This is a genomic window from Pseudoalteromonas sp. XMcav1-K, from assembly GCF_044005875.1.
Taxonomy (GTDB): Bacteria; Pseudomonadota; Gammaproteobacteria; order Enterobacterales; family Alteromonadaceae; genus Pseudoalteromonas; species Pseudoalteromonas spongiae.
The window spans coordinates 68711-90034 of record NZ_JBIPJE010000025.1; the positions used below are offsets into that span (position 1 = coordinate 68711).

Below are 21324 nucleotides of genomic sequence, written 5' to 3' on the forward strand. Positions count from 1 at the left end.
TCCTAGTTCAGCTTGTATTCTTCCTTAAGTGCCAAATGTTGGGTTTTTAGTTTATTTAAACTCGTTTGAAATGCCTGCACTATTTCATCAGGTGTGTCTTTACTAAAAGCAATGTAATCATCAACGACTTTCAATAGTAGAATACGTTGAAATAATTTGCTGCCAAGCTTTCTTTGTTTTATAGCAGCGTTCAACCCTGAGCGTGAAATCGCTAATAGGTCGACACGCTTTGCTTTAAACAAAGCTAGCGCATCAGCCATACTTTTAGCAGCAAGAATTTGTTGATGTGGAAAATCCGTTTCGTAGATAAGACTTTGCGTTACGTCATTTCGAATAACCGCAATAGATTTATCAAAGACTTGCGAAATATCGGTAATAAATAAACCGCTATTCGGTTGCGCAATAATGTAATACTCTGCTGTAAATAATGGCCCTACCCATTTAAATTTTGCTGCACGATCAGCTGTTTTAGACATGGCAAATAATGCCGTATTTGGTTTGTCTCTAATTTCTTTATAGCCACGTGCCCAAGGCACAACTAATATAGGTTGCTCGGTGATACCTTGGTCGTGCCAAATGAGCTTTAATAAATCGACCGATAAGCCGATTAATTGATCGTTGTAATAATAACTTGAAGGTGGGTAAAGCTCAGTGTAGTAAGTGATTGGATGCGTTTTTTCAGCAGCCGCAAGGGGTTGCGCTAAAAGCAAACAGCCTGCAACAAATGCTAAACTAATTTTTATATTTAAAAATCGAAAAAACTGCACTGTACTACATAATTACTACTTTTGTTTTACTCTAGCTTATTGAATTACATAGAACAATGCATTTTATTCAATCATCTTTGACCTAGTACAAGTTAATTGATAATTCTTTCAAGTGGTTGACGCATAGCCAATTGTTGCGTGAAATACCGCATTGGAATAGTAATTAAGGCAACCAAAATACAAATCAAATAAATACTAAGCTGCTCACTGGTGTAATGTACTAGTCCGAACACACCAACTTCTAACACACAAATCACTGCAAAAAGAGCGATATTCTTTAAATTTATACAGCCTGAAAAGTATACGATTAATAAAGGCGCAAACGCTAAAAACATTGTTGTTGCAAATACGGTTAAAAAGGCGATTTTCACAGCTGCTTGCGCATCTTGCCTAAATAAAGTGATGGCAACCATTGCAGCAAAAATAAACACTGTATTACGCAATACCACTTTATCAAATGTGTAAATAATGTGTTTGATCAACTGACTGGTGCTGTCAAAGCAGTGAGCGATTGCTTTTATTTGATGTTTAAGCTGGTTGAACTCTTGATAAACTGGAAATTGGCATCCGAGTACGAGCGATAACAACATAAAGTTTATAAGTACTTCGTTATCTGTGGTCGCAAATAAAAAGCCAAAAATCGCGGCAAAATAGCCACCTAAATAACCAATTTTTGTTTGTGGGTAACATACTGCCCAGGCGATATCTTTGTTAAATGACTTTTTAAATTTAGCGGTAAACGTAGCTAATTTTTGGTTCCACCAAATGACCGATTGGCGGTCAGTTGGTACCAGGGTTTTACTGAGTTTAGTTCTGCCAGTCGGTGACTGAAAGGCGCTATAGATTGCGTAGCAAGCTGTTACAAATATGATTATTTGGGTTATTTCATGCGTTGCTTCAAACATCATTAAAATTAATAGCGATGAGCTAAACACGTTACGCAAAATATTGTGTACAACTGAGCCACTCGAATTTACTAGTAGTCCAATAATTGCAAAGCTAACCGGTATTAAAATGTAATGCAGTGAAAGCTCACTGCTTAATGTAATAAACGAACTCATTAGTAATGAGCCTATCACCGCTAAAATTAGTGCGCTTTTTAATATTGAGAAACGGTAAAGCGTATTTACAGCCCATAGGTAATGCGTTTTTAGTTTTGCCAGCCCAATTCCCAGCAAAAAGCCAAAAAAGAGTGATGGCAAACAGGTTATTAGCAAATAGGTTTTTACATAGCGAAAGGTGCTTGGGTCGAGTGATTTTTGTAGCCATAACGCATTAAATACAACTGAAAGCACAAGCATAAATGGCAGTGTTACTGTGCCACTGCGCATTAAAATCCACGCGTTTGATTTAAACAAACTCATTTGCCACCTCCAAATACCAGTCTTCCAGGTTGATTGGCTGAATCGTGGCATCAATATCGTAAAAAGCACACCACTCGTCTATCGGCTTTTTCAATGGTGCAATAATGCAAGTGTTGGTTGTGTCACCAAATTGTTGAACTCTGCTAATCGACGTGTCTTTTTCCAGCAGGTTAACTTTTGATTTATTAGTAAAGCTAAGTTTGGCAATGCTTGCCTTGAGCGCATCAAGCTCGTAGTAGTGGCGGATCACACCAAATTGCAGTACCGCAACGCGATTGGCAATGCGTTCTAAGTCAGACACAATATGAGTTGAAAAAATCACCGTAGTACCGTGTTCACAGCACAAATCGATCACTTCTTTTAAAAAGGCGCGGCGCATATTGGGATCAAGGTGTGCAACAGGTTCGTCTAAGATCAGCAGTTCAGGGCGAATTGATAATGCCTGCACCACGTCTAGCATTTGTTTTTGGCCACCAGAAAGCTTGCCAATTACCTGATCATGGCTGATGCGCCAGCGCTTTAGCAAGGTTTCGCAATAGGCTTTATCCCACGATGGAAAAAACTGACTAATGTAATCAGTGTATTGCGCTACTTTCATCCATTCAAATGCAGAACTGGTTTGCGCTACATAGCCAATTTTTTGTTTTTTGCTTTGCGGTAATTCATGCCATTCATAACCCCATAGTTTAATTGTGCCTTGATCTAATTGGCGCAGGCCCATAATCGATTCTAATAGGGTGCTTTTACCGGCGGCATTTTTTCCAAGTAAGCCAACAATATCGCCTTCGTTAACTTGCCAATTCAGTTTATCGATTACGCGCAAGCTTTTGTATGATTTGATGGCCTTTTCAATGGTGATAATCGGTTGAGTCATAGTTACGTCCTGTTGCTTAGCGCAGAAAGTGCATCTTGTATTAGGGTTATAATCGCGTCGTCAGAAAGCTTTTGCTGCTTGGCTAACGTTACAAATTGATCGCGCTGAGTGAGCAGCGCGTCACTGTAATTATTAATGTTGTGTTGCTCGGCAACCAACATGCCAATGCCTTTTCGCTTTTCCAGCACGCCTTGTTGTTCTAATTGCGAGTATGCTTTAGAAATAGTCATTGGGTTTACTTGTAAGCTAGATGCCATTACACGTACCGAAGGCAGCTGTTGCCCCGGTTGTAACAATCCCGCACGAATGCCCTGCTTGGTTTGCTCCATCACCTGACGATAAAGCGCACTCGATGCTTGGGTGTTTATGGTGTAAATTGCATGAATTAAATCTATGCTCATAGTGTATTAGTAATTTATAGGTGTATTAATACACTAATACAGTTTGAAATTAAGTCAATAAATAAAATGAAATTAATAGCAACGCTTAACTACCCTGTAGTGATCCATTATTGCGGTGACGATGAATTGGAATATGTTGAAAGCCAGCATCAGATGCGGGATTTACTGGGTAGTTTAGTGATAAATGACGGTGTGATTGATAGTAGCGGAAATTACCATCGTGTTATCAGCAATAGCGAGCTTTTACAGATAAATTCGTTCAACTTAGAAGAATTTACGCTGTTACTGCAAAAGCATGCTTTTGCTTTAGCAAATTGCTGCATTACTAAAATGCACTTTGCCAGTTTTGCAGAGGGCTTCGCTTTTATAAAAGTGACGCGTTAGCAATTAAGCGACAGGCATAAGGTATATGCCTGCTCCTTTGTATTTACGCTAGGTACTTCCTTTAAATAGATTGATACATAGCGTTAATCAGTGACTCAGCGCGTTGTCCCATAAGCGTGTTATTGTGTTTGCTTGGTTCATGGTATTTTTCAGTGACATAAGCCATCGCTAAGCCGCTTTCTAAATCGGCGAAGCCAAATGAGCCTCCCATGCCAAAATGACCAAATGCATGTTTATTTGGCCCTATCGGGAAAATATCTGGCGCATTAAACATAAATCCATTTTGCATTGCCCAATAAACTTTGGAGATGAACTCAAGCCTCGCTGGTGGCACTTTAAATGTGGTGTCAAACCATTGTTGAGAAAATAACTCTTTGCCATTTAAGCTGCCCTTATTCGCAAGAATGGCATAAAGCTTAGCGAGCCCCTCTGCCGTACCTTGCCCTGTTACTGCGGGTATTTCACTGCTGCGCCAGAGGTCTGAGTTTGGCTGGTAGTGTTCGCTGCAAGGTTTAAAAAACTGCCATTTCCAATGCGGTATTTTACTTAGCCAGCGGCTCATTAGTTTGAGCACAAACGGGCTAAACTGTTTTGTTGGAATGATGTTTCGAGATATTTGATTATCGCTGTGTGCGAGTGCGTAATCGATGCCAAAAGGAGCTGCTATCTCTTGCTGGAAAAATGCGTTGGGCATGCGTCCATCCACTCGGCAGATGATTTCACCGAGCAAATGCCCGTAGGTTAAGGCGTGATATACCAAGGCTTCTCCTGCGGCAAATCGTGGTTTTGCTGCTGCCAGTGCCTGTGTCATTGTTTGCCAGTCAAATATATCACCGGGTTTAGTGTTAGCTATTGAGGCCAATCCCGCACTATGATTTAAAATATGCCTTGTGGTAATTGCGCCTTTGCCATTTTGAGCGAATTCAGGCCAGTACTCAGCGACAGGTGCATCTAAATTCAGCTTGCCACGTGATGCTAACAATAAAACACATAAGGCCAATGGCCCTTTGCTGCTAGACATAGTGCACACTCTATGGCTTTTATGCCACGCGCCATTAGGAGATTGGTTTGTGCCATACAAATGTGCAACCAACTTTTGATTTTGGTAAACAGCTACTGCTGCACCGGTTTCACCATGCTCAATAAATAACGCATTAAAAGCACGTTGCAGGCTTTCGAACTTAGGTTCAATAAAGCCCTCAATTTGCAGAGATTGTGAGACGCTCATTAGAAGCTTCTCGCGAATGTTACGCCCACTTGGCGAGGTGTGATGTAATTGGCAAGTGCACTGCCTGGCATCACTATTCTGAATTGTTGAACGCGCTGATCGGTTAAGTTATTGACCCATAGCGATGCTGTCCAAGCTTCTTGAAAATTAAGGCTTAGGTTGGCATTAAAGACATTACTAGCGCTTTGTTTTTGTGTTTCTTTAAAGTCGAAATAAAGATCACCTGAGTGTTGCCAGCTAATACTCGCGTCGAGCTGAATATCAGAAGAAATCTGGTTTGAGAACATTAAACTATTTGCGACACTGTATCGTGGTGTCATCGGTATTTTATCGTTTTTACTAGTATCTAAATTAGAGTGGCGTGTGTTTAAGGACTCAACGTGTGCGTTATTGTACCCTGCACTCATTTGCCACGTAACAGAATCAAGTATGCGACTGGTGAGGTTTAACTCTGCGCCTTGGCTTTTAACAGTATCAATATTGGTAACACGTGAAAAACCAAATACGGTGGCGTGAAAATGTTGGTAATCTTTAAGCTCAGTATTAAATATAGATAGCTCTAGGCTTGTGGCCAACTCATCAAAATCAGCTTTATAGCCAAGCTCGAAGTTGTTACTGAGTTCAGGTTTGTAGTCTAATCCCATGCCGTGACGGATTCCAATATCATCGGTATATTCCATTAACCAAGACGTACCTGCGCTTAAATAACCTTGGCCATAGCTGAAATAAAGGCGTTGATTATCAATGAACTGGTAATTGATAGCGGCTTTGGATAAAAACCGGTCGTCTGATTGCTGCGTTTTGGCCGAAGTTTCAATGCTCGGTAAAGGGTAACCCATATTGGCATAATGAGTATCGGCGCTGACATCTTCATTGAAATAACGTGTTCCCACTTGTACTTGCAGTACATCATTTAATTGCCAATTTAAGTCAACATAGGCTAAGTGATTGGTGCGCTCTAACTTGGCGCGTGTTGTCATAGCAAACAGTGGATAGTTATTCGCATTATTTTGCTTATTTCGGTTGTAACTCGCGCCTAGAAGCCAATCAATATCCGAATTTGGACTTTGATATGTTGCTTTAAACTCTTGATATAGATCTTTTTCATGAATGCTTGAGTGGTAGCTACCGTATGGTTGATCTGAGTAGTCGGCGTCAAATACCGCTTTAGTGTCGATCTCTAAGTGGCTGGTAATAGAGCTTAACGTCCAGTGATTGATTTGCCAATCCAAAGATAGCGCGTAACCGATATTGGTTTGCTTGAACTCATTTTCGATATTTAGGCCAATTTCTAAATCGTCGCCATTATCTAGGGGTGGCTGCGCTACTACATAAGGAGCAAGGCCATTGTCTTTTTCATCATAATTGAGTGATAAACGAGCACTGAGGTTATCGGCTTCAAAATATAACTTGGCATAGGTTGCATACTCATTGATTGGGTCGACATCGCTATTAAGCAGGGTGTTGTTTACAGTGCCATCACGCTTTGTCCAATTACCGCCTAGATTAAGCCAAAGTTTGTCAGAAATAAGCGCACCAGAGACATTGCCTTTGATGCTGGTTTGTCCCAGCTCTGCAAATCCGACTTCAGCTAAGCCAGAGATATCATCCGTTGGCTTTTTGGTATTGATCACTATGATGCCGTCACGGGTATTGCGGCCAAATAAATTGCCTTGTGGGCCTTTAATAACTTCTACTGACGCTATGTTATTCATCGGCAAGTTTAAACCGTAGAGGCTAGAATAGGGCACACCATCAATAAACACGCTTAAGGTAGATTGCTCGTAGTTTCGCGGTAGTCCTCGCACTTGGATATAAGCATAATCTCCGGTAATGGCCTGCATATTAAAGTTTGGCACAAAGTTAAGTAGTTCATCGAGATTAGAAATATTAAGTGATCTTATTGTTTCTTCATCAAATACGGTGATGTTCGACGAAACATCAAGAGGCGTTTTATCAATACGTTGAGAGGTAATGGTAATGCGTTCAATATCATCAAGTAGTGCATCTGTTGCCATTGCACAAGGTGCGATCAGTACTAGCGGAATTAAAGAGTAAAGTTTCATAATACGAGCCAAAAGTTAATTCTGGCTGCCATTTAATATTAATGAGAAGTATTTTCATATATCATCGATAGCACCTCAGGGAGTCAAATTATCACGACAGGGAGTCTTTATTTAAGATGGTAAAAAATGAGTACCCACAGTATTGATATTCGTGATTTCGACGGATTTAAAACACACCATAAATTTTATGAAACAAAGCTTTCTGAACTCAGTGACCACCAGTTTACTTTGCCTCAAGAATTTGGTGGCGGGGTGAGTTATGGATTTGAATTTAGCAAAACCAGTATATTGCAGCTAAGCAGCATGTCGTTTGAAACAGAGACTGAATTTACCAATGGTGAAGGACCATTATGCGGCGCATTTATTGTACTCGAAGGCACACTAGAGCTAGAAATTGAGGGCTATGGCAGCCTCACCGCATCAAGTGATCAGGCCTGCTTATTTTTCTTAAATAAAGCCAAGTGCCACTGTCGTTATCGCGCGGGAAAAGTACGCTTGCTTAATTTTTCTATTGAGCAAGAGCTGATGGCTTCACTGGCACAAGATTACGATAACAGTCCTTTAGGTTATCAGGCCGATGAGCTGCATATTGATAACGCGTTATGGCTGCTTCCTGTGTCACCCGAACTGCAAGACAATATTCGTCAGATTTACCAGTGTGAGCTTCCGGCAGCCAGTGGCAAGCTGCTGATCCAAGCGAAAGTACTGGAAATTCTTACGCAACTTTTCGAGCTTAGGCAGCAGCGTGAAAACAAGTGGCCCGCAATAAAATCGCGAGATTTAGATGCCATCTACAATGCGGCAAATACTATAGAGCAATCAATGCAAAACCCACCAAACTTGATTGAATTAGCACATTTGGTTGGCATTAATGACAACAAATTAAAAGTGTTGTTTAGGAAGGTATTCGATTCTACCGTATTTGAATACTTGCACCTAAAACGAATGCAAAAAGCGCAAGGGTTACTAAAACACTCGGGTTTATCCATCGCAGAAATTGGATTTGAAATTGGCTTAAAACACGCTGGCAATTTTGCGCAAAAGTTTAAGCAGTTTTCGGGCTACTCCCCGAGAGAATTTAGATCAAAAGTTCAAACCCATGAACACAGTTGAGACTAAATTATACCAATTCTGTTACGTATGTGATCAGGGATAGTGCTGGATAAATGAAATGGTAACAAGGCGGAATTTTTCTTATGTAGTTGTTCTACATTGATAAGTTCTAACGCAGTTAGCATGATATTTAGCCCGCTAGGATGATCAGCTATTTAAGTGAATTGGTATTAGTTCAACTCTGGCGATAAGCGCTTAATATCACCTTCGATCGCTTCCATGCGTGCGATAGTGAGTTGCTCGTACGGATCAATATCAAAATGCCAAATTAAATTACCTTGTTTTACCAGTGTAATATCGCTTGGGTTAGTAAGGTCGAGACGCCAAATTTTATCTTGCTTTGACCATGATGATTGCCAATACAGAGCATTGTTTTTAATGCGAATATTGTGCAATAAATTCGTTTGCTCGCGGCTAAGTTTTGCGAGATTTTCGCCGCTTTCAGTTAAATCAGTTTTGCTAATTAATTGATTGTCTTGTAGCACTAACCAACGGCTATTACTGCTATCGAAATAGGCAAACTGTGCATTTAAATCAATACTTTTAAGCACTCTGCCTTGTAAATCATAGAGCTGTATTTTGGTGCCATCAAAGGCGTAAACCGTTTGCATATCATACCAGCCGGCATTTTTTATGGTGCTATTTAGCTCAGTGGTAAACTGCAAAATCAGGCTTTTGCGATCATATAGCGCTAAATCCATATCGCGGTTCGACAGCAGCATGCTTAAATCCGGCCGCCATTCTAAAAACTTAACGTATTCATAACCTTTGTGATTAGAAAGGCGCGTTACCTTGTTGTCAGCATGCAAATACACTTCGCAAACGCCGCTGCGGCGCGACATAAATGCGGTTTCACCTAAACTATTACTGACAGGTAAATAATCGATGCTTGAGGTTGAGAAAATCGGCAAGTTGTCTTTATCTCGAATATTCACTTGCCAGCTTTCAATTGCGGTGTAGATATCGCCATTTTTATCAATTGAAGCACTGGTGAAAAGACCTTGAGCGGTGTTGTAAATAGGATAGCTTTGGCCATCGCGGTGCGTTGCTATTAAATTATGGCGCTGACTTTCATCGTTACTGACAATGGCACCGTTATTTGGATTATAGGCCACAAGCCAAACTGGAAATGGCCAGCTAAGCGCTTCTTTGCCATCAAGTGACACCAGTTTGCTGGTGTGGTCAATATAATTAAATAGAAAATAAACGCGATTATCCCATGCTGAAATAGCCCCTTTGTATTCAGCTTGAGCAGGGCGTTCAAGTGGCATCGCAATAAGTTCTTCGGTACCAATGCGGTACAAGTAGGGCACTAATACACCTTGCTGTAAGATGCTTAAAATAAGCTCGTCATTTGATTTCCAAACAGGCGGTTTTGCCGATTCACACACGATGCCGTTAGCGCGGTGGCTGGTGGCACCTTGCGGTGAAATAATTGAAAGTTCACATTTATCTTCAATAAATTGCCAATATGCTAATAGCCTTCCTTTGTGTTGCCAAGCGGGAAAACCAACTCGATGAGCAAAGGTGCGATTGAATAACTGTTGGCCCTGCTTATCGGTAATGGTGAGCGTTTTGATATCTTTAATGTACGCCATTAAATCGTGTTCACGATGTACGCTTACATCAAATTCTAACCCTAAATCGTAGCTCACATCATGAAGTTCATAATGTGGAACTTCAAACTCGCTTTCTTGGCTATTAAAAAACGCCCAAACGCTAAAACACACGACTAAAATCGGCAGCACTGCCAATAGTGGGTGAAACTTTCGACTACTGCGTTCTATGGTTTTTACTTGCGCTGGCGCATTGCTAACAAGCTCAACATTGGCAATAAAACAGTAACCCTTTTTCGGCACTGTTTTTATAAAGCGAGGATTGCGTGAACTATCACTTAGTAGTTTTCGCAGTTTAGTTAACAGTTGATACAGGCTGTTTTGTTCAACTATGGTGTTTGGCCATAACGCGGTTTGAATGTGTTCTTTTGAAATAACTTGCTGCGCATTATTTATCAGCATGGCAAGCAACTGAGACACTTGCGGTTCAAGTTTTTCTATCTGACCTGTTTGCCACAGGCAAAGCTCATCTTTAGATGCATTAAATTCAAACTCTGCAAATCTAAATGTACCTTGTCTTGGGGTATGAGCGTTTTCCATAGCTGTTTAAACAGGCCTTTTATAGTTTTAATAACAAAAATACGGTTTTGCAGATTAAAGTCAATAAATATAAGACTTCTAGCAGCTTTATTAAGAAAAAAATCAGCTTTTTAAGCAGCTTTTTCTGCTGATATGTAATGCAAATAAACCGCATATGAGCCGTTATGAAAAATCCGTTAATTTACTCAATTACACTTGTGAGCTTTGCCACACTGGCCGAGCAATCGGCAATCACATTAGATGGTCAGCTCGCTGAAAATATATGGCAGGATGCCACTCAATACCAAACCTTTTATCAGGTAGTGCCAGCCACCTTGTCAGAACATAAAAACAAAGTGGAGGGGCGAGTCTACAGCGATGAAAAAGGCATGTATATCGGCATGATTAATTATCAGCCAAAGGAGCAGCGTAAAAAGCAATACAACTTGCAAGATGCGTTTATGCAAGCAGACTTCAATCGCTTTGTTATCGATTTTTCAGGCGATGGTAGTGGCGCGTATTTATTTGCGGTAACGCTGGGTGGCGGTATTCAAGATGCGGTACTGACGCCGCAATTAGCAACCGACTATGATTGGGATGGCGCTTGGCAATCTGCATTTTATGAAGCCGATGATTTTTGGTCGATAGAAGCGTTTATTCCATGGCATGCAGTGTCGTTTCGCCATAAACAAGACAACAACGGCTACTCTCAAGTGGGTGTATCGCTTCAGCTTTATGATTTAGCGAAAAACTATATTTATGGTTCGCAGCCACAAACCACTGGCAATAGCGATTTTTACATTGAAATGCCAAAAGTGCAGGTGAAAATACCACAGAGTCAGCAGTGGGTATTTGTGCCTTATGCCAGCTATTCAAACGATTTTGTGGCGAATGATGGCGATGCAAACTTAGGGTTTGATTTAGTCTATAAGCCGAATCACCACCATAAGTTAAGTGTTGCGGTGAATCCTGATTTTGGTCAGGTCGACAGTGACGAGGTGGTGCTGAATTATTCTGCAGTGGAAACATTACGCACTGATAAGCGTCCGTTTTTTACTCAAGATATTAGTGTGTTTAGCATTCCGTCCGAGCGCAATACAAAGCTTATTCACACTCGTCGTATTGGTGCGGGCAGTGATGATAATAGTGAATTAATTACACCAATTGATGTGGCTGCGCGCTTTGTCCATCAAGGTGAAAACTTGCAGTTGGCGGGTTTTGCTGTAGCGGAAGATAATTTAGCCTCAGAAGCGGGCAAAGACTTTTATGCAGGACGCATTAATTACACCCAGCAAACGGCGCAGCAAAACTGGCAAACCGGTGTGTTGGCAACTAAAACCAAGCGACCATGGTTAGATCGAGATGCCTACAGTTATGCTTGGGATAGTCAGTATCAAAGTGATACCTGGTCAGGTCAGGTTGCATTAATGCACACGGATATAAGCGAGCAGGGGGTAAGTACACAAGGTACTGGTATATCGCTAAATGCAAAGTACCAATTTAATGTAAACACATCAATTTCAGCTAATTACTTAAGACTTGATGATGGTTTTGATAATAACGACTTAGGATACAGCGAACGTAATAATTGGCGTGCCAGTGAAATCAACTTTAGCCATGCTATCAACACTGACAATAAGTGGTTTAATCGCGTATTGCAAAAGGCCAGTATTAATTATCATACCGATGATAATGGCTTAAAGCTAACCAGTAATCCGCAATATTTAGTGAATCTAAATCTAGAAAATGGCGGCCAATTTGAAACCATAATTAATTACTACGCAGGAGCATGGCACGACAACTTAGGCTATGGCACGGACGCAGTTTATGTTGATGATAATTGGACTTCTCGCGTGATGTACATTAGCCCTTATACAGGTATGTTTAGTTGGGCAGCGAGTTACCAAAATGATCAAGAGGGGTTAAATGGCCGTGCTGATCAGTACGCTGTTGATTTAACGCTAATGCCTCACCCAAATTGGCGCATTGCATTTAACAATTACTTCCGTACGGGTGATGGCTGGTTGGTAGCAAATCAACAAAATGTGATTACCGAATACGACCGTGATTACTATGCAAACCATATTAAAATTTCAGGTTTAATTTTAGATAATCTTGAATTTAGTTCGACATTTCAGTGGGCGAGTTTGAAGGCGCAAAGTAAGCAGGTTTATCGTGTTTCGCAAAATGGTTTGCAAGCCGACACTCGCGATACCAGCTTTGATGATTCGCGTTTCAACTTGCAACTAAAACTGCGCTATAAAATGGGCGCATATTCAGATATTTATTTGGTTTATGGGCGTGGTGGTAACGAATTAATTGAACGCGATTTAACTAATAACCGCTTTGCAACATTAGAGCGCAATTGGCAGCAGCCCGATCAAGAGTTTGTTACATTTAAAGTACGCTATCTGTTTTAGCTAACACCAAAGCAAAAACCTAACTGCCCTAGGTTTTTGCTTTTTTCTTGCCTTTTACAAGCTTTATCCAAAACGCTAGCTCAAACAACACACCTAATATAATTACCAAAAAAGTACCGCTTTGAAACGAAACGGTATAAAAGAAAATGGCCGTGATAAGCAGTGCCGCTAAAATTAGGTAGTGAGTAACAGTTGAAAACATATCGATTCCTTAAGTTGTTTTCTTACGCGTTGGCTTTAAATAGCAACTGATTTTGGCCTGCTGACTTTAAATAAAAGCGAATTTCTTGGCCTAATCGAGTTGTTACCTGGCTGATAATAAAATCACCCATTTTTTCAAGCTTAGCTAAGTAGTTAGTGCGATTTTTAAATGACTGCTTAATTAAGGTTTGCTTTTGTCCGTTGATATAAAGCTTTGCATCCTGCTGATCATTTTTTGTTAAGCGTATTTGCTGTCCAGCTAACACTAATTTATATGTTTTAAGCATAATGCCTCCTTAATTTGTTAAGGCTAGACTAAGCAAAAATTAAAAACGATGAGCTTAAAAGTGTTTAAAGGCGATATTCGGTGATTACTGGATTTATTTAATTTTGCTTATGGGCGATTCGCCCATTGATTGATCATATTGAGTAAGTCTTTTTCAACCAAAGGTTTAGATAAAAAGTCATTCATACCAGCGGCTAAGCATTTATCTTTGGTTTCACTCTGATTGCTGGCTGTTAACGCAATAATGGGGGTATTTGTATCAAATTGGCGTATTTGCTTAGTGGCATCAAAGCCATCTAATTCAGGCATTAAGCAGTCCATTAAAATAATATCAAATTGATGCTCTTTTGCTTTCGCCACGGCTTCAAGCCCATTATTTGCTGTTGTGACAGTATGTTCAGCAAGCATCGCTTTTGCGATATGTTGGTTTAGCGGTACATCGTCTACTAGTAAAATAGCTGCATCGACGACTTTTTCAATATTGTGTGTGGCGTCTAGGTTTAGCTCTGGTTTTTCAACTTCATCGCACGGTAAGGTCACAACAAAACGTGATCCTTGACCAAGTTTACTGGCAACTTCAATTGCGCCATTCATTTGTTTTACTAGCGCATTACAAATGGCTAAACCGAGTCCAGTGCCGCCATATTTGCGGGTTGTACTGGCATCTGCTTGAACAAACTTAGTGAATAAAGAATCAATTTGCGCTTCGCTTAAACCTATGCCGGTATCAACAATCGTGATGGTGAGTAAATATTTTCCTTGTCCCGTTGCGGTTAATTCTACCGACACCGACACAGTGCCTTGCTCAGTGAATTTAATCGCATTACTAATTAAGTTGATTAATACCTGTTTTACGCGCACATCATCAAGTGCCACATAAGATGTTTGATTAGTATAATTTGCGATAATACTAACGTCTTTTTCCATCGCCGATGCATTAAACATATCAACAACGTTCTTTAGCATTTGGTTGATTTCACACGGCACGGGATGCAGTATAAGTTTGCCTGCTTCGATTTTCGAGATATCTAAAATATCATTGATGGTTGCGAGCAATTGCTGCCCCGAGCTGGTGATCACATCAAGTTGTTGCTGTTGTTGTTCGGTCATTGATGTTTTGGCAAGCAGTGTTGCTGTGCCGAGTACACCGTTTAGCGGAGTGCGAATTTCGTGACTCATTACGGCGAGGAAATCTGACTTAGCTTGCGCGGCCAATTGGCTCTTTTCGGTTTCTTTCTTTAATTCGGCCTGCTTGGTTAGCAAATTATCGAGCAAGTCGTTGTATGCATTGACTAGTTCGCCAATTTCATCGCTGCGTTGAACCGATACTTTTTTTGGTTTACGAGATTTAATGCCCGCGCGGATAGAGTTCAACAATTGATATAGCGGCACAATTGCTTGGGAACGAATTACATAAATACTTAGTGCCATAGTGATTGAAAAGCCAAGTAGGGCGGCGAAGAAAATATATTGGTTAGACAGCGCGATATAGTTGCCTAATTGTTTGGTGTTTATCACAAAAATAACAATGAGATCTTCAAGTGCGCGGCGGTCTTCCGATACCGCTTCAAAGCTGGCTAAATAAATAAGCTGGTTATCAAAGTAAAAGTAATCGGGTGCTTGGTTAAAGTTTAGGTTATCGAGTAGTTGGCTAAAGCGAAAATGAGAAGAGGTAAACGATTCACCAATTAATTCAGCTTGGTTGCTTGCTAAAATAACCCCTGAATCTGCTTTGGCAATAAGTACATGATCTACGGCATCGTTTGCACCGATTGCACTTGTAACGCGTTTAAAGTTTGCGGTGCTAATGCGATTGGCTGTGGCAACAACAATGCTTTCAATAATTAACTCGGCTTCATGCTTCATCATTGCTTTAGAAAGCTGGGTTGCATTGTGTTTATTAAACAATACTAACCCCGCCAACACGGTGATATAGATAATACTGAGCAGTAAAGTTATTCGCTTTCCGAGCGTTAAGCCTTCAGTCACTTAATTTCCCTATAGATAAAAACTGCGAGAGCGCGTTGCACTCAAAATTTATACTATTTGTTTCATTTAGCACAGTACACACTTGCTGCATGTTTTGCGATAAGCCTTTTGGCGAGAGTATCTCTCGCTGCTCATTTGCGGATAACACCTTTAAATCCTGAAAAGCTGCGGCAAATTCATCTGCGCTAATACCTTCGCGTTTAGCCATAATATTGTTTGCTTCAATAGGGTGCTGTTTCGCGTAATCAAGCGCTGCTTGCCATGCGTTATGAAAGCGTTTTATCCAATCTGGGTTTTGTTCAACTAGCTCGCTTGAAACCGTTACCACATCTAAAATCGTTTTAGGTATTTCACGCGAATCAAACACCTTTTGTAACTCAAATTCATTTAATAGTAAGTTGGAATAGGGAGGGTAGGTTACGTAGGCGTCGATAATATCTTTATCAAATGCATCTGGCGCATCAAGCTGCTCAATGTTTAGCATTTCAATGTCATTAAGTGCCAAGTCGTGCTTCGCCAGAGCTTGATGCAAAAAGAATGAACCTAGCGAACCAAGCTCAACACCTACACGTTTACTTTTAATTTGGCTAAGTTCGCTAATGTCCGACTTTGCTAAAATCATATCACCGCCGTTTGAGTAATCCGTTACTAATACAATTGATATCGGCTTTTTATGCTGCGCAGCTAATGACACAGCTTCGATCATGGTACTGGTCATGGCATTTGCTTTGCCTTGTCGGAAAAAGCGTTTTACTTCAGCCAATGACGGTGCTTCAATGATTTCTATATCTAATCCCGCTTGTTTAAATAGACCTTTTTCATTCGCTAAATATAAAAACTCGTAACCTGGCCATGGATTGATTGCCAGTTTGATTTTTGGATTATGAGGCTGAGAGCATGAGCTTAATAGCAAGCTGGTAAAAATAACTAGTATTAGATGGATTGGTTTCATTATTTGTCTTCGCCTAACGCTTTTTTATTTAGTATAGAAAACCTTATGGTAAGTGGTATAAATCAAAGTAAAAATATGAAATTCTTCAATATTCTAAAATATTCAGCTGTTTATTTTCCAATGACTAGCCAAGAATAAGTGTGTTTGCTGGCCAGCGACGGACAATTAACGAATTAAGGAATATACAATGACATTAGGCGAAAAGTTAAAACAATTAAGACAAGAAAAAGGGTTAAGCCAACCCGAATTAGCAGCTGAAGCCGGTATTGAACAATCGTATTTATCAAAGTTAGAAAATGATAAATCGCTCCCATCGAATGACATTTTGCGGAAAATACTCGCTGCGTTTCAGGTGTCACTGAGTGACTTTGTAACAGACGAATTAGTGCAAAAAGACATGTCACGGCTAAAGCAAATACCCGACATAGAGCAGCTTATTGCGCAAAAATCACAAAATCAATTTACGCAAAGGCGCAACTTTTTATTGGCTGCTAGCATAAGCATCGTGTTGGCCTCGACCCTGTTTTTTATTGGTTACAGCAAACTTATTTTTAATGAGTATGTGTATCACTATGAATCGATTGGTGTGGTGAAAGACGATGAACCAGCGGATATATTTTCGCGTTGGGAAAGGTATTATTTAAATACAGGTGAGGAGTTGTCGGCATTACAAAGGCAGAAAAAACAAAAATCCTTAAGCTTAGAAATGGCAAAACGTCGCGTTACATTAGTGCAAATGACACCAGAGTATAAAGGCCCAAGCTTTACCGAGACTGTCGCAGGGGGCAGACGCATTTATAAGCTTGATAACTTAATGAGTAAAAAGATTCGCCGCCCAATTAATTCATGGTTGCAAGTGCTTGGCGTACTGCTATTTGCATCAGGCATTATGGGTTTTGTATTAGAAAGGCGATTATTTAAACTGAACTAGGGTAATCAAGTAAGCCGATCATGTTAAAGCACTTAATGGCCAATTAAGTGCTTTAACGTTTTAGCTCAGAACAACTGAGTTAATAAAAACGTCATCCACATTGCCATAAGTAATAATGAGCTGATGCCAAATGCATATGTACGCCTTTTTAAATTGCGTGCAGAGATATGCTCAAATGCATGCCAAAACCGTAGCGCAACATAACTCCAAGCAGCAATCATCCAAATGAGCGTTTCAATAGAATGAAACGATAAAAAGCCTAATAGAATAATAAATAAAACTGGCTGTTGAAACTGATTGTCATAGCTGCGCCCTGCTAACAAAATATCTTGCGGCATTTCGCTGTAATTAATATTTTGTACTGTTTTATAATTGAGCTGTTTTTTACGCACTGCGATAATGCGCTTTGTTGCGGCACGGATCAGTAAATAAAAGGTCAGAACTAGCTGTGCCAAAATAGGGCCGTATATCCAAATCATGTGTCTTTTTCTCCTTAAGTAAACACGGTAAGGCCTAGTGTATTGCTAAAAAGCTTGCTATAACGTGTCTTAACTGACTAAAAAAGGTTAATTAAAGACATGCATAAAATTGGTATATTGGTTAATCAAGGTGTGATGGCGACCGCAGTTACAGGTGTAATTGATGTACTCAATGTGGCGAATGGTGTTTACAAAAAACGCACTGGCGCAAATGCAGATGCCTTTAGTTGGCAGCTAATAGGTGTCGATAAAAAATACGTAGAATCGAGCCAAGGATTGGTGTTTAAAGCGGATGTATGGCTTGAAGAAACCAGTGAATTTGATGTGGTGATTTGGCCTGGCAGCCAATACCGCAGCTATCAGGAGCTCTGGCAGCTATGCAAAAGCCTAAAGCCGTTTCATCCGCATATTGTTAAGCTCGCAGAAAATGCCGAATTGGTAATGTCGGGATGCACCGCTGTTCCGCTGCTGGCGCACACAGGCTTACTGGCTGATAAAAAAATTACCGCGAGCTGGTGGCTAGATAGTTTTTTTCAGCGTCACATAAAGGGTTGTAAACTCGATACGAGTGAGATGTTGCGACTTGATGGTAAGTTTTTAACCTGTGGTGCCACATCGAGCTTCCTGCTATTAACTTGGTATTTGGTGCGTCATTACTTAGGTAAAGATATTGCCGACACAGTTGCTCGTTATCTATTGATAGATACTGAGCAGGTAAAACAAAGCGCATTTTTTGCGTTAAATGATTTACCTGAACACCAAGATGCGGAAATGCGAAAGCTAGAGCAGTGGATCTGCGATCATTTGGATAGCAGTATCGATGTATCAACTATGGCGTATAAGCTCAATATTAGTGAGCGTACATTAACTCGTCGATTCAAAAAGCTGTTAGGCGTTGCGCCCATGCAATATGTGCAAATTGCACGCATTGAACGCGCGTGTGGTTTGTTAAAAACAACCAATAAAACGGCACAGCAAATTGCGTTGGGTTTAGGTTATCAAGATGACGCCGCGTTTCGTAAATTATTTATTAAACATAAAGGCGTGGGTATGGGTGAATACCGCAGAAACAAAGAATTTTTTGAATTGTAAAAAAGGGGCAAGTGCCCCTTTTTTATTTCATTAAATTAACTTCAACTTTGCCGTCTTTTATAACAAAATCAACCTGTTCCATTGTACTGATGTTCTCAAGAGGATTGCCTTTTACTGCAATCACGTCGGCAAACTTCCCAGCATCTAATGAACCAAGAGAGTTTTGTTGTTTAAGTAACGTTGCGGCATTAATGGTTGCCGCCTGTAGCGCTTGTAGCTCAGTCATGCCAAATTTCACCATGCGGCTAAATTGGTGACCATTGTCACCGTGAGGATATACACCAGCGTCAGATGCAAACACCATATTCACCCCCGCTTTTACCGCTTTAGTGAAACTTGCACGCTGACGCGAACCTACTTTACGTTCTTTATTCAAACTTTCTTCTAGAATGCCGGCTTTTTTACCCTCGCTAAGAATATACTCGGTGTTATAGATATCCATCGAGAAGTAAGTGCCTTTTTCAAGTGCTAACTGGATTGCCTCATCATCCACAAAGCTGACATGCTCAACCGAGTTAACACCTGCTTTAATTGCCGATTTAATACCATCGGTACCATGGGCGTGTGCTGCTACCGTTAGGCCGCGTAAATGGGCTTCATCAACAATCGCAGTCATTTCTTCTTGTGAATATTGTTGTGCGCCCACTTTGGTGCCTTTTGATAGCACGCCACCGGTAGCGCAAAATTTAATAACATCAGCGCCGTATTTGATGTTTTCACGCACTTTTGCTCGCACTGCCCAAGGGCCGTCGGCAACACCTTGACTCGTCACTGCATGTTCATGGGTTAATAAATTATTGTCACAGTGGCCGCCAGTAACGCCTAGGCTTGGCCCAGCCGCAAAAATACGAGGGCCGGGTACATCGCCATCTTTAATTGCATCTTTTAGCGCGATATCGGCGTAGCCTAGTGCGCCTAGGTTACGTACCGATGTAAAACCGGCCTCCAATGTACGTTTTGCATTACGCACTCCAGTAATTGCGGAGCGTTGTGTAGTGCGTTGCAGGCGTTTGTAACCGTGTACTTGGGCGTCACTTGTTAAATGCACATGCATATCAAAAAGCCCAGGCAATAATGTGTAGCCTTTTAGTTCCATTACTTTGGCATCAGGTGCGTAAGCTTTGCGATTGCTTTTGCTAAGGCTCACAATTTTATTATCTTCAATGACCAGTGTGGCTGGTTTAATTAATTTACCTGTGTTGATATCGAGTGCGGCATCGGCATTTAATACGAGCTGCCCTGCCATTGCCGAAAAACTACTGAGTGTTGCTAACGCAATAAGTGTACGTTTAAACATAATTACAAACTCCTGCTGATTTTTATTTGTTATCCCATAGCTGTTCGCAATAGTGAAGAAAAACTCGATAATTAACCAAGTTAAAAATCCACACGGTAAAAATAAACGTAACATCATGGATATAGGCTAAAATTATCTGCAAAATTGGGTTATATTTAGCGTGCATAAAATCAACAGGAAGTCATAAATGAAAGCGTTACTCGTCAAAATTTTAGTACCAATCGGTATTTTTATTATCGGAGCCTTAGGTTTTAGTTTAATCAAATCAAGTGCCGCCGATGATGGCGAGAAAAAGCCTGTTGATACCCGTCCTACGGTAAGCGTTTCAACATTAAAAGCGGTTGAGCATCAAGTTGTACTAACCAGTTTTGGCGAGGTAAAACCGCTAGAAACAACGCATTTAGCGGCGCAAGTTTCGGGCGAAGTGATGTCTTGGCATAAGAACTTTGTTGCGGGTGGTTTAGTAAAACGTGGTGAAGTGTTATTTACCATTGAAAAAGATAATTATCAGGCTGCATTGTTGCAAGCCGAAGCCGCACTTACTAGCGCGCAAGCAGCGTTAATTGAAGAGCAAGCAAAAGCACAAGTTGCGGAAGATGAAGCCAAACGTTTTCCGAATAAACCACGCACCGATTTATTTTTAAGAAAACCACAAGTGCTTAGCGCACAAGCACAAGTGAAATCAGCACAAGCTGCATTAATGCGTGCACAACGCGACCTTGCTGATTGCGAAGTAAAAGCCCCTTACGATGCGTTAATTATTTCGCGTGATATTGGCGTGGGCCAGTTTGTTAACAAGGGCACTCAAGTGGCTCAGTTAAACAACATTGAAACCGCTGAAATCATTGTGCCGATTGCTGGTTTTGATAGTTTATTTTTGCCTTCACCGCTTGCTGAAACACCTGTAAATATTTCTTATAAAGGCGTTAACGGCTTCGCTCGCCAAGGCAAAATTGCGCGTGACTTAGGGATAATTGATAGTGCAACGCGAATGAGCCATATCGTGGTTCAGGTTGACGATCCATATAATCTTAAAAGCCAAGGTAGCGACTTAAAATTTGGTAAATATGTCGAAGTGTCGTTTAGCGGTCAGCAACTATCGCAAGTATTTAAATTGCCACAAGAGCTTGTGAACAACCGTACTGTATGGGTTGTTGATAACGAGCAAAAGCTGCAAGCCAAAGAAGTAAATATATTGCGCAGTGAAGGGGCATTCTTTTTGATTGATAAAGGCCTTACTAATGATGAGAAGCTGGTACTAACACTGCCTGAATACCCGCAGCAGGGCATGGCGGTAAAGCTAGCAGTAAGTAAATCAAGCGAAGCGCTAAAGTAAGGGCAAACC

The 21324-nt window shown here is 40.7% G+C and carries 19 protein-coding genes; 6 read left to right on the top strand and 13 right to left on the bottom strand.

Features of this window, described 5'->3' with window-relative positions:
• Positions 1-2 precede the first annotated feature (2 nt).
• The 4 genes from ACHSBP_RS03205 to ACHSBP_RS03220 all read right to left on the bottom strand — a co-directional run bounded on the left by ACHSBP_RS03205 (position 3) and on the right by ACHSBP_RS03220 (position 3406).
• On the bottom strand, positions 3-710 hold the full coding sequence (locus tag ACHSBP_RS03205; RefSeq protein WP_395388130.1) for a substrate-binding periplasmic protein: 708 nt from the start codon (positions 708-710) through the stop codon (positions 3-5).
• Between the two features lie 149 nt (positions 711-859).
• The gene (locus tag ACHSBP_RS03210; protein WP_010561347.1) at positions 860-2131 is read right to left on the bottom strand and encodes a hypothetical protein; all 1272 of its coding nucleotides are present in this window, start codon (positions 2129-2131) and stop codon (positions 860-862) included.
• On the bottom strand, positions 2118-3005 hold the full coding sequence (locus ACHSBP_RS03215; protein WP_010561348.1) for an ABC transporter ATP-binding protein: 888 nt from the start codon (positions 3003-3005) through the stop codon (positions 2118-2120). The genes ACHSBP_RS03210 and ACHSBP_RS03215 overlap by 14 nt, the downstream gene beginning before the upstream one ends.
• Before the next feature lie 2 nt (positions 3006-3007).
• Positions 3008-3406, bottom strand: coding sequence for a GntR family transcriptional regulator (locus ACHSBP_RS03220; protein WP_395388131.1), 399 nt, complete (start codon positions 3404-3406; stop codon positions 3008-3010).
• A 66-nt stretch (positions 3407-3472) separates the two neighbouring features.
• On the opposite strand from ACHSBP_RS03220, the gene ACHSBP_RS03225 reads away from it, so the two are divergent.
• Positions 3473-3790, top strand: coding sequence for a DUF4144 family protein (locus ACHSBP_RS03225; protein WP_010561350.1), 318 nt, complete (start codon positions 3473-3475; stop codon positions 3788-3790).
• 61 nt (positions 3791-3851) lie between these two features.
• Here the strand turns inward: ACHSBP_RS03225 and ACHSBP_RS03230 are convergent, their stop codons facing one another.
• The gene (locus ACHSBP_RS03230) at positions 3852-5018 is read right to left on the bottom strand and encodes an EstA family serine hydrolase (RefSeq protein ID WP_010561351.1); all 1167 of its coding nucleotides are present in this window, start codon (positions 5016-5018) and stop codon (positions 3852-3854) included.
• Entirely contained in the window at positions 5018-7084 is a 2067-nt protein-coding gene (locus ACHSBP_RS03235; RefSeq protein WP_395388132.1) for a TonB-dependent receptor, read from the bottom strand. The genes ACHSBP_RS03230 and ACHSBP_RS03235 overlap by 1 nt, the downstream gene beginning before the upstream one ends.
• Positions 7085-7210: 126 nt before the next feature.
• Here ACHSBP_RS03235 and ACHSBP_RS03240 point away from each other — a divergent pair, with 126 nt between their 5' ends.
• A complete protein-coding gene (locus ACHSBP_RS03240) occupies positions 7211-8197 on the top strand; it encodes a helix-turn-helix transcriptional regulator (RefSeq protein WP_010561353.1) in 987 nt (328 codons plus the stop codon).
• Positions 8198-8367: 170 nt separating this feature from the next.
• Here the strand turns inward: ACHSBP_RS03240 and ACHSBP_RS03245 are convergent, their stop codons facing one another.
• A complete protein-coding gene (locus tag ACHSBP_RS03245) occupies positions 8368-10353 on the bottom strand; it encodes a transcriptional regulator (protein ID WP_395388133.1) in 1986 nt (661 codons plus the stop codon).
• A 164-nt stretch (positions 10354-10517) separates the two neighbouring features.
• On the opposite strand from ACHSBP_RS03245, the gene ACHSBP_RS03250 reads away from it, so the two are divergent.
• Positions 10518-12752, top strand: coding sequence for a DUF5916 domain-containing protein (locus ACHSBP_RS03250; protein WP_395388134.1), 2235 nt, complete (start codon positions 10518-10520; stop codon positions 12750-12752).
• 28 nt (positions 12753-12780) lie between these two features.
• Here ACHSBP_RS03250 and ACHSBP_RS03255 read toward each other — a convergent pair whose 3' ends face one another.
• From ACHSBP_RS03255 to ACHSBP_RS03270, 4 genes are all read right to left on the bottom strand, one after another.
• Complete coding sequence (locus tag ACHSBP_RS03255) at positions 12781-12954, bottom strand: hypothetical protein (protein ID WP_010561356.1); 174 nt, start codon at positions 12952-12954, stop codon at positions 12781-12783.
• A gap of 22 nt (positions 12955-12976) precedes the next feature.
• Positions 12977-13240, bottom strand: a complete 264-nt coding sequence (locus ACHSBP_RS03260) for a hypothetical protein (RefSeq protein ID WP_010561357.1) — start codon at positions 13238-13240, stop codon at positions 12977-12979.
• Between the two features lie 107 nt (positions 13241-13347).
• Positions 13348-15228: an ATP-binding protein gene (locus ACHSBP_RS03265; RefSeq protein ID WP_395388135.1), complete on the bottom strand. Its 1881-nt coding sequence runs from the start codon at positions 15226-15228 to the stop codon at positions 13348-13350.
• On the bottom strand, positions 15221-16180 hold the full coding sequence (locus ACHSBP_RS03270; protein WP_395388136.1) for an ABC transporter substrate-binding protein: 960 nt from the start codon (positions 16178-16180) through the stop codon (positions 15221-15223). Before ACHSBP_RS03270 ends, ACHSBP_RS03265 begins: the two co-directional genes overlap by 8 nt.
• Before the next feature lie 187 nt (positions 16181-16367).
• Between ACHSBP_RS03270 and ACHSBP_RS03275 the strand changes: the two genes are divergently transcribed.
• Positions 16368-17111 (top strand): helix-turn-helix domain-containing protein, encoded by a 744-nt coding sequence (locus tag ACHSBP_RS03275; protein WP_395388137.1) that lies wholly within the window; start codon positions 16368-16370, stop codon positions 17109-17111.
• 65 nt (positions 17112-17176) lie between these two features.
• Here ACHSBP_RS03275 and ACHSBP_RS03280 read toward each other — a convergent pair whose 3' ends face one another.
• The gene (locus ACHSBP_RS03280) at positions 17177-17590 is read right to left on the bottom strand and encodes an MAPEG family protein (RefSeq protein ID WP_010561361.1); all 414 of its coding nucleotides are present in this window, start codon (positions 17588-17590) and stop codon (positions 17177-17179) included.
• 99 nt (positions 17591-17689) lie between these two features.
• Between ACHSBP_RS03280 and ACHSBP_RS03285 the strand changes: the two genes are divergently transcribed.
• A complete protein-coding gene (locus tag ACHSBP_RS03285) occupies positions 17690-18682 on the top strand; it encodes a GlxA family transcriptional regulator (RefSeq protein WP_395388138.1) in 993 nt (330 codons plus the stop codon).
• A 22-nt stretch (positions 18683-18704) separates the two neighbouring features.
• On the opposite strand, the gene ACHSBP_RS03290 is transcribed toward ACHSBP_RS03285, so the two are convergent.
• The gene (locus ACHSBP_RS03290) at positions 18705-19979 is read right to left on the bottom strand and encodes an amidohydrolase family protein (RefSeq protein WP_395388152.1); all 1275 of its coding nucleotides are present in this window, start codon (positions 19977-19979) and stop codon (positions 18705-18707) included.
• A 187-nt stretch (positions 19980-20166) separates the two neighbouring features.
• Between ACHSBP_RS03290 and ACHSBP_RS03295 the strand changes: the two genes are divergently transcribed.
• A complete protein-coding gene (locus tag ACHSBP_RS03295) occupies positions 20167-21315 on the top strand; it encodes an efflux RND transporter periplasmic adaptor subunit (protein ID WP_395388139.1) in 1149 nt (382 codons plus the stop codon).
• Positions 21316-21324 lie beyond the last annotated feature (9 nt).